Origin of the sequence: Pseudomonas sp. GOM6, assembly GCF_029537485.1 — a bacterium.
Taxonomy (GTDB): Bacteria; Pseudomonadota; Gammaproteobacteria; order Pseudomonadales; family Pseudomonadaceae; genus Aquipseudomonas.
In genome coordinates this window covers 126,436-140,898 of record NZ_JARPUS010000006.1, presented here as the reverse complement: position 1 = coordinate 140,898, position 14,463 = coordinate 126,436, and the positions used below count along the sequence as shown (strand labels likewise).

Annotated in this window: 12 protein-coding genes; 8 read left to right on the top strand and 4 right to left on the bottom strand. The window is 65.9% G+C overall.

Going from position 1 to position 14,463, the window contains the following annotated elements:
* Positions 1–5 precede the first annotated feature (5 nt).
* The 5 genes from P7A97_RS09340 to P7A97_RS09320 all read left to right on the top strand — a co-directional run bounded on the left by P7A97_RS09340 (position 6) and on the right by P7A97_RS09320 (position 6,609).
* On the top strand, positions 6–671 hold the full coding sequence (locus P7A97_RS09340) for a TetR/AcrR family transcriptional regulator (protein ID WP_277689662.1): 666 nt from the start codon (positions 6–8) through the stop codon (positions 669–671).
* 107 nt (positions 672–778) lie between these two features.
* Positions 779–2,173: a diguanylate cyclase gene (locus P7A97_RS09335; RefSeq protein ID WP_277689661.1), complete on the top strand. Its 1,395-nt coding sequence runs from the start codon at positions 779–781 to the stop codon at positions 2,171–2,173.
* Between the two features lie 4 nt (positions 2,174–2,177).
* Entirely contained in the window at positions 2,178–3,506 is a 1,329-nt protein-coding gene (locus P7A97_RS09330; RefSeq protein ID WP_277689660.1) for a glycosyltransferase, read from the top strand.
* The gene (locus P7A97_RS09325; protein WP_277689659.1) at positions 3,507–5,567 is read left to right on the top strand and encodes a TolC family protein; all 2,061 of its coding nucleotides are present in this window, start codon (positions 3,507–3,509) and stop codon (positions 5,565–5,567) included.
* 7 nt (positions 5,568–5,574) lie between these two features.
* Positions 5,575–6,609 (top strand): HlyD family efflux transporter periplasmic adaptor subunit, encoded by a 1,035-nt coding sequence (locus tag P7A97_RS09320; protein ID WP_277689658.1) that lies wholly within the window; start codon positions 5,575–5,577, stop codon positions 6,607–6,609.
* On the opposite strand, the gene P7A97_RS09315 is transcribed toward P7A97_RS09320, so the two are convergent.
* The 4 genes from P7A97_RS09315 to P7A97_RS09300 form a co-directional block, all read right to left on the bottom strand.
* Entirely contained in the window at positions 6,606–7,589 is a 984-nt protein-coding gene (locus P7A97_RS09315) for a hydrolase (protein ID WP_277689657.1), read from the bottom strand. The genes P7A97_RS09320 and P7A97_RS09315 overlap by 4 nt on opposite strands.
* A gap of 157 nt (positions 7,590–7,746) precedes the next feature.
* Positions 7,747–8,340, bottom strand: a complete 594-nt coding sequence (gene rsmD / locus P7A97_RS09310) for a 16S rRNA (guanine(966)-N(2))-methyltransferase RsmD (protein ID WP_277689656.1) — start codon at positions 8,338–8,340, stop codon at positions 7,747–7,749.
* A complete protein-coding gene (locus P7A97_RS09305; RefSeq protein WP_277689655.1) occupies positions 8,340–9,818 on the bottom strand; it encodes a pitrilysin family protein in 1,479 nt (492 codons plus the stop codon). The genes rsmD and P7A97_RS09305 overlap by 1 nt, the downstream gene beginning before the upstream one ends.
* Positions 9,815–11,182 carry a pitrilysin family protein gene (locus P7A97_RS09300; RefSeq protein WP_277689654.1) on the bottom strand — a complete coding sequence of 456 codons (1,368 nt, stop codon included), beginning with the start codon at positions 11,180–11,182 and terminating at the stop codon, positions 9,815–9,817. The genes P7A97_RS09305 and P7A97_RS09300 overlap by 4 nt, the downstream gene beginning before the upstream one ends.
* Positions 11,183–11,310: 128 nt before the next feature.
* On the opposite strand from P7A97_RS09300, the gene ftsY reads away from it, so the two are divergent.
* Genes ftsY through ftsX form a run of 3 tightly spaced genes read left to right on the top strand, consistent with a single transcriptional unit; the run spans position 11,311 to position 14,425 of the window.
* Positions 11,311–12,753 carry a signal recognition particle-docking protein FtsY gene (gene ftsY / locus P7A97_RS09295; protein ID WP_277689653.1) on the top strand — a complete coding sequence of 481 codons (1,443 nt, stop codon included), beginning with the start codon at positions 11,311–11,313 and terminating at the stop codon, positions 12,751–12,753.
* The gene (gene ftsE / locus P7A97_RS09290) at positions 12,750–13,418 is read left to right on the top strand and encodes a cell division ATP-binding protein FtsE (RefSeq protein ID WP_277689652.1); all 669 of its coding nucleotides are present in this window, start codon (positions 12,750–12,752) and stop codon (positions 13,416–13,418) included. Before ftsY ends, ftsE begins: the two co-directional genes overlap by 4 nt.
* A complete protein-coding gene (ftsX, locus tag P7A97_RS09285; RefSeq protein ID WP_277689651.1) occupies positions 13,415–14,425 on the top strand; it encodes a permease-like cell division protein FtsX in 1,011 nt (336 codons plus the stop codon). Before ftsE ends, ftsX begins: the two co-directional genes overlap by 4 nt.
* Positions 14,426–14,463 lie beyond the last annotated feature (38 nt).

Sequence of the window (14,463 nt, the reverse complement as noted above, 5' to 3'; positions counted from 1 at the left end):
GAACCATGGCCCCGAAGAACAAGACCCGCGACCGCATCGTCGAAGCCAGCCTGGAGCTGTTCAACGCTCAGGGCGAGCGCAGCGTGACCACCAACCATATCGCCGCCCATCTGGGCATGTCGCCGGGCAACCTGTACTACCACTTCCGCAACAAGCAGGCGATCATCGCCGAGCTGTTCGCCCAGTATGAAAGCCGCGTCGACGCCTTCCTGCGGCGTCCCGAGGGGCGCGCGCTGACGGTGGAGGACAAGACCTTCTATTTGCAGGCACTGCTGGCGGCCATGTGGCATTACCGCTTCCTGCATCGCGACCTGGAACACCTGCTGGAAACCGATGCCGAGCTGGCCGAGCGCTACCGCGCCTTCGCCCGCCGTTGCCTGCAGGGGGCGAGAGGTATCTATCAAGGATTTGCCGAGGTCGGCATCCTGATCATGAACGATCAGCAGATCGAAGCGCTGACGCTCAACAGCTGGATCATCCTGACCTCCTGGGTACGTTTTCTCTGCACCATGCGTAGTGATTCCACGGATCTCACGGAGGAGATGATGCGGCGTGGCATTTTCCAGGTGCTGGCGCTGGAGAGTGGCTATGTCGGGGAGTCGGCGCGGGTTGAAGTAGAGGGCCTGTTGCAGCGTTTGCATGTGCCGATAGAAACCATGCTGCGCGGTTGATGAAAATGGCGGTCTATTGACTCAGGCGTCCTGGTGGGCAATCGGGGTATGCTAGTTTTATACCGGCATGGAGGCACCGTCTGCCTCGCCACGTTTGAGTTGTAACCATGCAGACTTCTTCGCCCCGAGTCGCCGTGCTGGGCACTGCTTTTTCTCAGTTCCCCGGCCTGGACGCAGAGCGCTATATCGATCTGCCCAGTCTTCTGGCGGCTTCTTCATACGACATCCTGTTGATCGATCTGCCTGGTGTCATGGCAGGTCAGCAGTTGCGCAGCTTGCGCATGGAAAGGGCATATCGTTTTGTGCCCATCTACTGCTGCCAGGACCAGGATGCCTGGTGTGAGGCGCTCGGGGACGGGCCGCCACCGGCGGACCTTGGGGCAATCACGCCACTATGGCGCCTCTGGCGCGAGCGCTTTCACCTGTTCAATCGGGGCGCCGCGCCCGAGCGCTTTGAAGCGCGCGTTCTGGCCTGGCTGTGGCTGCGCTCGCGCGGTGACGTTCATGCGGTACGGGATGCCGGCATCGCCCAACACTATCGCTACCCGCTGCTGGAGGCGCTGGCCGATGGCGAGGCGATCAATGACTTTTCCTGGCTGCAGTTGATGCTGCAGCAGGGCTGGTTGGAAGAGGGGGCGCTGATTGATCGTTTGCGGCTGTGTACCGCATGTGGCTCGGGGCGTTTGAACTATGTCGACGTGTGCCCCGAGTGCCAGGCTTTGGATATTTCCCGGCAACCCTCGTTGCACTGCTTTACCTGTGGCCATGTCGGGGCCCAGGAGCACTTCCTCAAAGATGGCCTGTTGCTGTGCCCCAACTGCCTGAGCCGTCTGCGCCATATCGGCAGTGACTACGATCGGCCCTTGGAGAACTATCGTTGCCGCAGCTGCCAGGCATTCTTCGTCGATGCCGCGGTAGAGGCACGTTGCCTGGATTGCGGTGAGCACCATGAGCCGGACAAGCTGCGCGTGCGCGAAGTGCGCCATTTCCGCCTGGCCGAAGCCGGGCGCCTGAGGTGTCGGCAGGGGTTCGACGGCGGCGCGGAGAGCCGGGAGCAGTTTGGCAGCCTTGATCTGCTTTCGCGACGTAGCTTCCACGAGTTGCTGGAGTGGCAGCTGCAACTGGTTCGCCGGCACAAGAGGCCGCCGTTCTCTCTGCTGGGGTTGCGCTTCGTCAATCTGCTGGAAACCCTTGAGCGTCTTGGCGAGATGCGCGGCCATGCCTTGATCGATGGCCTGGTCGAGCGACTGCATGAAGCGGTACGGGAAACGGATCGCTGCTGCCGCTTGAGCGAGGAGACGCTGTGGCTGCTGATGCCGCATACCGATGCAGCCGGTTTGGCGGTGGTCAAGAGTCGCTTGGCCAAAGGGGCCGAGCGTGTCTCGAGCGAAACCGAAGCACGTATCGAGGTGCAGCAGGTCGGTTTCTGTGCGCCGGACGACTTGCTGGATCAGGAAGACGCCGCCCTGCTTCTGGCCCGCCTGGGCGGCATGCTGATCTGAGGCCATGGAAGCTATCCTTCAGCAATGGATGCTACTGGCCGCCGAGCTCGACAAGGGCGACGGCCTGGTGCGCATGTTGGTCAGCCTGATGCCCGCCTTCCTGCTGCTGGAGGTCCCCCTCAACATGCTGGTGCTGCTGGGGGTGCTGCGCTGGTTTGTGCGCAAGCCCTTTGAACTGCCGCAGGACAATACCTACCGGCCTCGGGTGTCCTGCATCATCACCTGCTACAGCGAAGGGCTGGATGTGCAGAGCACCCTGCGCAGCCTGTGCGAGCAGACCTACGAGGGCGACATCGAGATGATTCCGGTGGTCGATGGCGCCGCCGTGAACCAGCCGACCATGCAGGCGGTACGTGATTTTCAGGTTGACCGCGTGCTGTACCCGCGCCGTCTGTTGCGGCCGATTGCCAAGTGGCAACGCGGCGGTCGTGTCTCATCATTGAACTCCGGCCTGGCCCACTGCACCGGGGAGATCATCATGGCGCTGGACGGCGATACCTCGTTCGACAACGACATGGTCACCCACATCGTTCGTCATTTCGCCGACCCGCGAGTGCCGGCCGTGGCCGGCAGCCTGCGCGTACGTAACTGGACGTCCTCACTGACCACTGCCATGCAGGCGCTGGAGTACCTGCTGTCGATCCACATGGCGAAGATCGGCCTCAGCGAGTGGAACCTGGTGAACAACGTTTCCGGGGCCTTCGGTGCTTTCCGGCGCAGCTTTCTCGACAAGATCGGTGGCTGGGATACCCATACCGCCGAGGATCTCGACATTACCTTGCGGATCAAGAACTACTTCGGGCGCCAGCCGCTGCGCATCCCTTTCGAGCCGCGCGCCATTGGCCACACCGACGCGCCGACTACTTTCAAGCAGTTCCTCATGCAGCGCCTGCGCTGGGATGGCGACCTGTACTTTCTGTACATCCGCAAGCACCGGCACAGCTTCAATCCGCGCCTGCTTGGCTGGCCCAATTTTCTGATGACCCTGGTCAGCGGCTTCTTCTTCCAGTTGGTACTGCCCTTCATCATTTTCGGTTATCTGGTGGCGGGCCTGTTCGTTCTGCCGCTGACCCACTACCTGGCTTTGAGCGGGGTCATCTACCTGATCTACCTGGGCGTGACCTTGCTGATGTACCTGGCCATGCTGGCCATGGTGTCCGAGCGCCCACGCCAGGATGTCAGATTGCTGCCTGTGGTGTTCCTGTTCCCGCTGTTCATGCTGGTGATGCGCTGCTGGAGTGCGGTGGCAATGCTCAACGAGGCGCTGCGGCGCGGCCACGAGGAAACCAGCATGGCCCCTTGGTGGGTTCTCAAGAAGGCGAAGAGGTTCTAGATGTTGCGCTCCCTATCCCTGGTCGGCCTGATGCTGGCCGCAGGCCTGGTGCAGGCTGAGCCGCTACCGCTTCAGGCGTTGCTGGCCGGGCTGGATGATGGTGCGGTGGGCCGGGCTGGTCGGGCCGAGCAGGATGCTCTGCAGGCCCAGCGCGAGCAGCGTGAGGCCGAGGCCGGTTGGCAGTGGTACACCACGGCGGGTACAGGTCGCTATCGCGAGTTGGTCACCGACAGCGTACGTGATGACTACTATGGGCGTGACCTGGCACTGGGGCTGCGCCACCCGTTGTTGGGCAGCCTGCGCCGGCAGGTACAGGCGGTCGAGGCCGTCGAACTTGAGCAGCAGCGCCAGCAAGCCCGCCACCTCCTGCGCAGGGCTGAGCAGCGTCTTGCCCTGCGCAGCGCCTATGCCGATTGGTGGCGTGCAGAGCAGGAGCAGCGCTGGTGCGCTGAGCTGTTGCCCGCCGCGCATGATGCCCGGCTGCGCCTTGAAAAACGTCGCAGCGAGGGGTGGCTGCTGGCCTCCGAAGCGCGCCTGCAGCAAGGACAGTGGCAAACGCTGGAGCGTCGCTGTCGGCGAGTGACCGAGCTGGTCGAAGAGACGCGTGCTGCCGTGGCCGGTATCGCCGGCCAGTCCATCGGCGCCCGGCAACAGGCCGAGGCCGAGCCATTGGCCGCCGATGTCCGGCCTCTTGTGGCCTGGCAGCAGGCATTGGAGCGTCATCCACGCCTTCGTGAACGGCGCGGCGAGCTGCGTCAGGCCGAGCGTGATCGCCACTCTCCCTGGTATGCCGGGCTGGATTCCAGTTTCACTCTGGCGCAGAGCTACGAAGATCGTAGCGGGGCGGCCAAGCATGGCGACGGCCTGGTTGCCAGTATCACGCTGTCCGCGCCTCTCGATCTGCTGGGATACGGCGCGGCCGGTGATCGTGAGGCCGAGGCTCGTCATCGGGCTGCGTTGGCGCGGCTGGAGGCTGAGCGTGAACAGCTGGTGCTGGGGCTGAGCCAGGCCCTGCGTGCCCAGCGTACGGCGATGGACGAGCTGGCTGGTGCCCGTGAGGAGCTGGCAGCGGCGAAACAGGCATACCGCGAGCAACGTCTGCGGCGTGATGCCGAGCTTGAACGGGGCGTGCAGAATGAGCTGGCTGCTGCGCTGGGGCAGTATGGCGCTGGGCTGAGATTGATTGCCGCCTGGCACGCCGCCTGGTTGCGCGAGGCGGCACTGCGCCTGTTTGCCGAGGATGATGCCGCTCTGGCCGGGTTGCTGGGTGAGTACCGCGAGCGCTGGGACACAGCCATGGCCAGCGAGGGCGAATGGCGTCAGGGCGTTTATGTGTGGGACAGCCGTCGCCTGCTGCGCGCGTCCAGCCGGCGCGCGGAGCTGCGTGAACTGCGCCGCGCCGGTATGCAGCGCCTCTATATCGGCCTGTCTGCCGCCCAGGTGAAAGAGATGCCTGTTCTGCGTCAGCGCCTGCAGACGACCCTTGAGGAAGCCCATGCCCAGGGTCTGCAGGTCGGTTTGCTATTGGGCGATCCGGCCTGGATACAGCCGGCTGGGCGGCAAGGCCTGCTCGATCTGCTTGGTGAGTTGCAGGGCTTGCCGTTCGACGCCCTGCACCTGGATCTGGAGGTTGAGCAGTTGGGTTGGCCGGTGCCGGATAGCCGCCTGCGCGATTGGCTCGACACCCTGACGGCAGTGGCCAGCCTCAACCCCTGGCCGCTGGAGCTGTCCAGCCACCACCGTTGGTTCGCCGAACCGCAGCCCGGGCAGACCTGCGTGCCTTGTGCCTTGCCGCAGCGTGGCGTGCAGCAGGTCAGCCTGATGATCTACACGCGCAACGCCCAGCGCAGTGCCGAGTTGACCGAGCAGATCGCCCAGCGCTGGCCCGCTTTACGCTTCCGTCTGGCCCAGAGTGTCGAGCCACAGCTGGCGGCTGAGGAAACCTGGGCCGGTGTGGCTCCTGGGCAGTTGCAGCAACAGGTGGAGCGCTGGCGTGTGCGCCTGCAGCCGCTGAGGGTGACCGGCATCGATTGGCAGGACTGGACCCATTACCCACATTGAGTCTTTCATGAAGATCCGTTTCAGCAGTTCCAAGGAAGAAAAACCCACCCAGGACCAGGGCCTGCAAGTGCTGTATGCGCCAGGCAAGCGGCTGGCTTTCAAGCTGCGCTGGTATCTGATCCTGCTCGCGGTGACCAGCCCCTTGCTGTGGTTGGCTGGCCGTGCGCTGCTCAGCATCTGGTTGATTGAGGCACCAGCCCAGCTGCTGCTGCCCGGCAGTGAGTTGCGCGCGCGTGAGCCGGGCCAGGTGCAGCAAATCCTGGTCAAACCCGGGGAGCGCGTAGCGGCTGGGCAGGCGTTGATACAAATGGACAACCCTGAGTGGCGAGCTCGTTTGGCGCTGCTGGGCACGCCGGATGAGCCGGCGGAGTTGCCGGCTGACGATGCGCTGGAGGTGCGTGAGCGTGCCACGTTGCAACGCCTGTTGGGCAGCGCCGAGCAGCGCTTGAGCCAGCTTTCCGCGTTGCAGGCTGCCGGAGCCGCGACCCGTGGCGAGGTGCAGGCGGCGCGTGATGAGCGTGATCGTCGCCAGCGTGATCTGCTGCAGTTTGATCGTCAGCAGCGCAGGGTTTCCGTGCCGGATCTTGGCGCACAGCAACGTCAGCTGGAGCGTGTCTGGCTGGAAGGACGTCTGCAGGGGCTGACGCTGGTTGCGCCGGTGACAGGCGTGGTCAGCGAAGTGCTGGTGGCGGAGGGCGAGAATGTCGGGCCGGGCACCTTGCTGCTGCGACAGCATCGTCTGGATGATGTGCAGCTGTGGATCTATCTGGAGCCGCGTGATGCCGGCTACGCAGTGCCCGGCCAGCCATTGCGCATCCGTATGCCCGACGGCAGCTTTCTGCCCGCGCAGGTGGTGCGGCGGGCGGAAGACAGCATTGCCATACCGGCCGAGTTACAGCCGGCGTTCAGCGCACCCAATCGCCGCCTGAAGGTACTGGCACGGATTCAGGGTGATCTGCCGGAGCTGTGGCGTATCGACCGTCTTGGTTTGACGGCGCGCTTCCCTCACCGATGGCCCTGGGTGGGTGCCTGGCTTGATTAGCGGCTGGTGCTGAGCCAGTTGGGGATGCGCCGCTCCAGGTAGTAGTCCGGCAGGCGCGGCGAACCACCAATGAAGCCGACGTGGCCGCCGCGCGCGTGCAGCTCCAGGCGGGTGCTGGCCGAGAGTTCGTGGGCCTGGGGCACGCTGTGCGGGAAGACGAAGGGGTCGTCGCTGGACTGGATGATCAGCGTGCGGGTGCGGATCTGCTCCAGGTAGTAGCGGCTGGAGGCGCGGCGGTAGTAGTCGTCGGCATCGGTGTAGCCGTGCAGCGGCGCGGTGAAGCGGCCGTCGAAGTCCCAGAAGGTGCGCATGCCGTCCAGCGGGCCGAGGGCCTGCAGGGCTGCCAGGCGCTCGTGATGGCCCTCGTCGGTGAAGCGCTGCTGCTTGTCGCGCACGTAGGCCACCAGCTCGCGCATGAAGTGCGCCTGATAGACCTTGGAGAAACCGCGGTCGATGCGCTCGGCGCAGTGATCCAGACGAAACGGCACCGACACCGCCACCGCGCCCTGCAGTCCCGAGTTCCTGCCGCTTTCGCCTAGGTACTTGAGCAGCACGTTGCCGCCCAGCGAATAACCTACCGCATACAGCGGCGCCAGCGGCCGCTGCGCCTGCAGGTGCTGAATCACGCTGACCACATCTTCGCTGACGCCGGAGTGATAGCCGCGCGGCAGCAGGTTGGGCTCGCCGGAGCAGCCGCGCCAGTTCAGCGCCACACTGGCCCAGCCCTGTGCCGCCAGCTGCTGCTGCAGGCCGAGCACGTAGTGCGAGCTGGAGGAGCCGGTCAACCCGTGCAGCACCAGCACCAGCGGGGCGCCGGCCTCGTGCGGGCCGTACCAGTCGAGATCAAGGAAGTCGCCATCTTCCAGCCACAGGCGTTCGCGCTGGCGCTGCAGCTGGGGCGGCGTGCGGCATAGCGAGCCCCACAGGGTCTGCAGGTGCGGGCTGGGTAGCCACCAGGCGGGTTGGAAGTCGGGGGTCATGGCGGTTTCTGTAACGGCGCAAAGCGTCAGGCTAGAGCCTGGCGCAATAAAGCGGAAGCACCATTGGCCGGGCGAATGCGCTTCAACGGCGGCTATTGCGCAGGGCGGCCAGTAGATACAGCGCCGCCCGCGAGATTGGGGCGGGCCGCGTATTCATCTACGCCGTGCGTTGCCACAGCGAGTAGTACACCTGGCCGGCCTTCTGCTCGCGGTGCAGGCGCCAGTTGCCGGGCAGGCCCAGGGCCGAGGGCGCGGCCTCGCTCTCGGTGTAGATCCAGGCGTCCTGGGCCAGCCAGCCCTTTTCTTCCAGCAGCTCGCAGGCCGGGCGCAGCAGGTCCTGGCCGAAGGGGGGATCGAGGAAGATCAGGTCGTAGGGCGTGGCGGCCTGGTTTTCCAGGTACTGCAGGGCGTTGGTCTGCAGCAGCTGGCCGTTCTCGCATTTCAGCGTGGTCAGGGTCTGGCGCAGTGCAGCGAGCGCGTTGCCGTTGCTGTCCAGGGCCAGGGCGCGGCTGGCACCCCGCGACAGAGCTTCGAGGAACAGCGCGCCGCTGCCGGTGAAACAGTCCAGCACCTGGGCGCCCGGTACGTAGGGCGCCAGCCAGTTGAACAGGGTTTCGCGCACCCGGTTAGGCGTCGGGCGCAGGCCGTGGGCCATGGGGAAGTAGAACTGACGGCTGCGCCATTCGCCGCCGATGATGCGCAACTGGCCGTTGTCGGCCGCAGGGGCGGTTTTCTTGCTGGGTTTACGCATCAGTGCTCCGGGACGCCGCTGGGTTGTGCGGCGGGTTTGTCGGTGGGCGGCGGCAGGGGTTTCTGCTCGACCGTGGGGCCGGCGGTGACGATCACCAGTTTGTCGGCGCTCAGGTGTCGGTTCATGGCGGCCTTGACCTGCTCGACGCTCAAGCCCTGCACCTCGGTCATGAAATCGTCGAGGTAGGTCAGTGGCAGGTCATAGAAGCCCATGGCGCCAAGCTGGCCAACAATATCGGCATTGCTGGCGGTGCTCAGGGGGAAGCTGCCGAGCATTTCGCGCTTGGCGTCTTCCAGCTCCTTCGCGGTCGGGCCTGTGGCCAGGTAGTCGCGCAGGATGCCCTGCACCAGTTCGAGCGTGCCTTCGCTGAGTTCGGCGCGGGTCTGCAAGTTGATCATGAACGGGCCGCGTGCCTGCATGGCGCTGAAGCCTGAGTAGACGCCGTAGGTCAGGCCGCGCTTCTCGCGCACTTCTTCCATCAGGCGGGTGCCGAAGCCGCCGCCGCCGAGGATCTGATTGCCGATGGACAGCGCGGCGTAATCCGGCTCGCGGCGGTCGACACCGAGCTGGGCCAGCATCAGGTGGGTTTGGTTGGAGGGGAACTCGATGTGGCTAAGACCGGCTTTGGGCTCCTGCGGTTGGCCGATCACCGGCAGCGCCGGGCCTTTGGGCAGGGCGGCGGAGACGGAGGCGGCGATGCTTTCGGCTTCGGCGCGCGACAGGTCGCCGACCAGGGCGATCACCACATTGCCGGCGGCGTAGGCGCGCTGGTGGAAGGCACGCAGTTGCTCGGTGGTGATGGCCGGGATCGACTGTGCGGTGCCTTCGCTGGGGTGGGCGTAGGGGTGCTCGCCATACAGGCGCTCGAACAGCTGCAGTCCGGCCAGTTTGCCGGGGTTCTGCTTCTGGTACTCGAAGCCGGCCAGCAGCTGGTTCTTGATGCGTGCCAGGGCATCTTCCGGGAAGGTGGGTTGGCCGATCACCTGCTCGAACAGCCTGAGTGCTGGCTCGCGTTGTTCCTGGGCGCTGAGGCTGCGCAGGCTGGCGATGGCCATGTCGCGATAGGCGCCGTTGCCGAAGTTGGCGCCCAGACCCTCGAAGCCCTCGGCGATGGCGGTGACGTCCTTGCCGAGTACACCTTCGTTGAGCATGGCGTTGGTCAGGGTGGCCAGGCCGGGCGTGCCCTCATCCTGGCTGCTGCCGGCGGCGAAGGTCAGGCGCAGGTCGAACATCGGCAGCTGGCGGGCTTCGACGAACAGCACCTTGGCGCCTTCGGCGGTCTGCCAGCGCTGGATTTCCAGGGTGCGCTTGCTCGGCGGCTGATCGTTGAGGTTGGCCAGGGACTCCAGCTGAGTCGTGGGCGGGTTGGCGGTGGCCGGCGCCTCGGCCGGGCGACTGGCGATCAGGCTCAGGCCGCCGACCAGGCCAATCACGCCGAGGCCGAGCAGGCCATAGCGCATGCGGTTGCGCTCGCTCATGGCTGTTTTCCTTCGGCAGTGGTGGATTCGGGGAGGATGTGGGCGACGGACAGGCGCGAGCGGGTGAAAAAGTTCTGCGCGGCCTTCTGGATGTCGGCCGGGGTCACGGCCTCCAGGGCGGCGAGATCCTCATCCATCAGCTTCCAGGACAGGCCGACGGTTTCCAGCTCGCCGATGGTGGTGGCCTGGCTGGTGATTGAATCACGCCCGTAGACCAGCCCGGCGATCACCTGGGCGCGTACGCGGGCCAGTTCCTCGGGGCTGGGCGGGTTCTGTTTGAGGTCATCCAGCTGGCGCCAGAGCCCGGCCTCGACCTGCTCCAGGGTCTTGCCCTTTTGCACATTGGGCGTGGCAGAGAGCATGAACAGGCTGTCACCACGGACGAAGGCGTCGTACCAGGCGGAAGCGCCGGAGACCAGCTCCTCGCCGCGCTCCAGGCGTGCCGGCAGGCGTGCGCTGTAGCCACCGTCGAGCAGCGCGGAGGCCAGGCGCAGGGCATGCACCTGGCGTGCATCGGTGGCGCTGGCCAGGCCGGGTACGTTGAAGCCCATCAGCAGGCTGGGTAGCTGGGTTTTGACGTGCAGGGTCATGCGTCGCTCGCCGGGCTCGGCCAGCTCCAGCGGTGCCTTGGCGGCCGGCACGGCGCGGCGCGGAATGGCGCCGAAGTACTTTTCAGCCAGACCCCGCACCTCGTCCTTAGTGACGTCGCCGACCACCACCAGGGTGGCGTTGTTGGGTGCATACCAGGCCTGGTACCAGGCGCGCAGTTCCTCGACCTGCATGCGATCGAGGTCTGCTCGCCAGCCGATGGTGGGCGTACGGTAGCCGCTGGCCGGGTAGGCCATGGCCTTGAAGCGCTCGTAGGCCAGCGCGGTCGGCTTGTCGTCGGTGCGCAGGCGGCGTTCTTCCTTGATGACCTCGATCTCGCGGGCGAATTCGTCGGGCGGAAGTGCAAGGCTGGCCAGGCGGTCGGCCTCCAGCTCCAGGGCCACGGCCAGGCGGTCGCGTGACAGCACCTGGTAATAGGCGGTGTAGTCGTCGCTGGTGAAGGCGTTTTCCTCGGCGCCGAGTTCGCGCAGGATGCGCGAGGCCTCGCCGGGGCCGAGCTTGCGGCTGCCCTTGAACATCATGTGTTCGAGGGCGTGGGACAGGCCGGTCTGGCCGGGTGTCTCGTAGCTGGAACCGACCTTGTACCAGAGCTGCGAGACCACCACGGGGGCGCGGTGATCCTCGCGGACGATGACCTTGAGGCCGTTGTCCAGCTGGAATTCGTGAGTGGCCTGTGGCTCGGCGGCCAGCGCAGCCAGTGGCGCGTGCAAGGCAATCAGCAGCAGGCCGGCGCAGCGGCGGGCAAGTGATGTCATAGGGAGTCGTGACCTGTCGGGCGGCCCGGGCGGTCGTACCGCCAGCGGGTGAAGAGGTGCTAGCATACCGCATCCTTTTTCGGGTCGGCGCGGCTCGCCGTGCGGCTCCCCTGAGATGCCCAAGACTCATGTTTGGTTCCAACGACGACAAGCCATCGGCGGAGAACGCCGGCGAGAAGAAATCCCTGTTCGGCTGGCTGCGCAAGAAGCCGCAGGATACCCCGAGCAATCCCGAGCAAGCTGCGCCTGCCAGCCCCGAGCCGGTTGCGCCGCCACCTGAGGCTCACGCGCCTGTTGCCGAGCCGAGCGCGCCCGCCGCCCAGGCACCCGTCAGCGCCGAGCCGGTGCCGCCGGTGCCCGAGAGCCCCCCTGTTCAGCCGATAGCGCCAGCGCTGCCAGTCGTCGAGGTGCAAGCTGCGCCTGAGGCAGTGGCTCCGCCGCTAGTTGAACCTGCGCCGGCTCCGCTGCAGGCCGCTGACGCGGTGGAGGTCAAGCCGGCCTTCTCGCGTTTTCGCATCAATGCCGGCAGCGAAGTCACCCACCCGGTGCTCGAGCAGCCGGTGCCCGTCGAGATCACACCGGCGGCGCCGGTCGAAACTGCGCCGGTGCAGGTCGAACAGAGCAAGCCCGGTGACAATCAGGGCGGCTGGTTCGCCCGCCTCAAACAGGGTTTGTCGAAGACCAGCGCCAGCCTGGGCGAGGGCATGGCCAGCCTGTTCCTCGGCAAGAAGGCCATCGATGACGACCTGCTCGAAGAGCTGGAAACCCGTCTGCTGATGGCCGACGTCGGCGTCGAAGCCACCACTGCCATCATCGGTAGCCTGACCAAGCGCGTGGCACGCAAGGAATTGGCCGACAGCGGCGCGCTGTACAAGGCGCTACAGGAAGAGTTGGCCGGCCTGCTCAAGCCGGTCGAGCAGCCGCTGCAGATCAGCGCCGAGAAACAGCCCTACGTGATCCTGGTGGTCGGCGTGAACGGCGTCGGCAAGACCACCACCATCGGCAAGCTGGCCAAGAAGCTGCAGGGCGAGGGCAAGAAGGTCATGCTCGCCGCCGGCGATACCTTCCGTGCCGCCGCCGTCGAGCAGCTGCAGGTATGGGGAGAGCGCAACCAGATCGCGGTGATCGCCCAGCACACCGGCGCCGATTCCGCCTCGGTGATCTTCGACGCCGTGCAGGCGGCCAAGGCCCGTGGCGTGGATGTGCTGATCGCCGACACCGCCGGGCGTCTGCACACCAAAGACAACCTGATGGAGGAGCTGAAGAAGGTGCGCCGGGTGATCGGCAAGCTGGACGAGACGGCGCCGCACGAAGTGCTGCTGGTGCTGGACGCCGGCACCGGGCAGAACGCCATCAACCAGACCAAGCAGTTCCACCAGGCCGTGGCCCTCACCGGCCTGGCTCTGACCAAGCTGGACGGCACCGCCAAGGGTGGGGTGATCTTCGCCCTGGCCAAGCAGTTCGGCCTGCCGATCCGCTACATCGGGGTGGGCGAGGGCATCGATGATTTGCGCAGTTTCGTCGCCGAGGACTTCGTCCAGGCGCTGTTCGCGGAAAGGGAGCGTGCATGATTCGTTTCGAGCAAGTCGGCAAGCGTTATTCCAACGGCCATGTCGGCCTGCACGAGCTGAGCTTTCGCGTGCAGCGTGGCGAGTTCCTCTTCGTGACCGGCCACTCCGGCGCGGGTAAGTCCACCCTGCTGCGCCTGCTGCTGGCGATGGAGCGGCCGACCAGCGGCAAGCTGCTGCTGGCCGGGCAGGATCTGAGCCAGATCACCACCGCACAGATCCCCTTCCTGCGCCGACAGATCGGCGTGGTGTTCCAGAACCACCAGTTGCTGTTCGATCGCTCGGTGTTCGACAACGTCGCCCTGCCGCTACAGATCCTCGGCCTGTCCAAGCCGGATATCGCCAAGCGTGTCAGTGCGGCGCTGGAGCGCGTGTCGCTGTCCGACAAGGCCGAGCAGTTCCCGGCCGACCTCTCCACTGGTCAGCAGCAGCGCGTCGGCATCGCCCGCGCCGTGGTGCACCGCCCGGCGCTGCTGCTGGCGGACGAGCCGACTGGTAACCTCGACCCTCGCCTGGCCGCCGAGATCATGGGCGTGTTCGAGGACATCAACCGTCTCGGCACCACCGTGCTGATCGCCAGCCACGACCTGGCGTTGATCGCACGCATGCGCCATCGCATGCTGACCCTGCAACGTGGCCGCCTGATCGGCGACGGGGAGGCCGCATGAGCGAGACTCAGCGCAATATCAAGGCCGCCGAGCGCGTTGGTGCGGTTCAGGCCAAGGCCGACAAGCCGATCAAGCAGGGGCCGGATTTCTCCACCCTGTTCGCCGCCTGGGTCGAAAGTCATCGCGCCAGCCTGGTCGACAGCCTTAGCCGCCTGGTGCGCCAGCCCATCGGCAGCTTCTTCACCTGCCTGGTGATGGCTGTGGCCCTGTCCCTGCCCATGGGCCTGGCCCTGCTGCTGGACAATGTTGAGCGCCTCGGTGGCTCCTGGCAGAAGGCGGCGCAGATTTCCCTGTATCTCAAGGTCGAAGGCGGCGACGACGCCGGCCTGCAACTGCGCGATGAGGTCGCCGCCATGGCTGACGTGGCCGAGGCCGAGTTCATCGGTCGCGAAGCCGGCCTGGCCGAGTTCGAGCAGCAGTCCGGCCTGGGCCAGGCGCTGCGCGAGCTACCGGACAACCCGCTGCCCGCCGTGGTGGTGGTGACGCCCAAGGAAATCGACAAGACCCGCCTGGAAGCCCTGCGCCAGACGCTTAGCGAGCTGCCGGGCGTCGACCAGGCGCAGCTCGACCTGCAGTGGGTGGAGCGCTTGACCGCCATCCTCGGTCTGGGCGACCGCTTCGTCTTCGGGCTCACGCTGCTGCTGGTCATGGCCCTGCTGCTGGTGATCGGCAATACCATTCGTCTGCATATCGAGAACCGTCGCAGCGAGATCGAGGTGATCAAGCTGGTGGGCGGCACCGACGGCTATGTGCGCCGCCCCTTCCTTTATATGGGCGCGCTCTACGGTATCGGCGCCGGCCTGCTGGCCTGGGGCCTGCTGGCCTTCGGCCTGGATTGGCTGAATGCGGCGGTGGTGCGTCTGGCCGGCCTCTATGGCAGTGACTTCGCCCTGGCCGGCGTGCCGGCTGCCGATGGTCTGTCGCTGCTGTTGGGCGCGCTGTTCCTTGGCTATATTGGCGCCTGGCTGGCCGTGGCGCGGCACCTGAGTGAACTGGCGCCACGGTAACAGTTGATGTTTTTTGTCGTAAGCGGAGCATCTGTAAC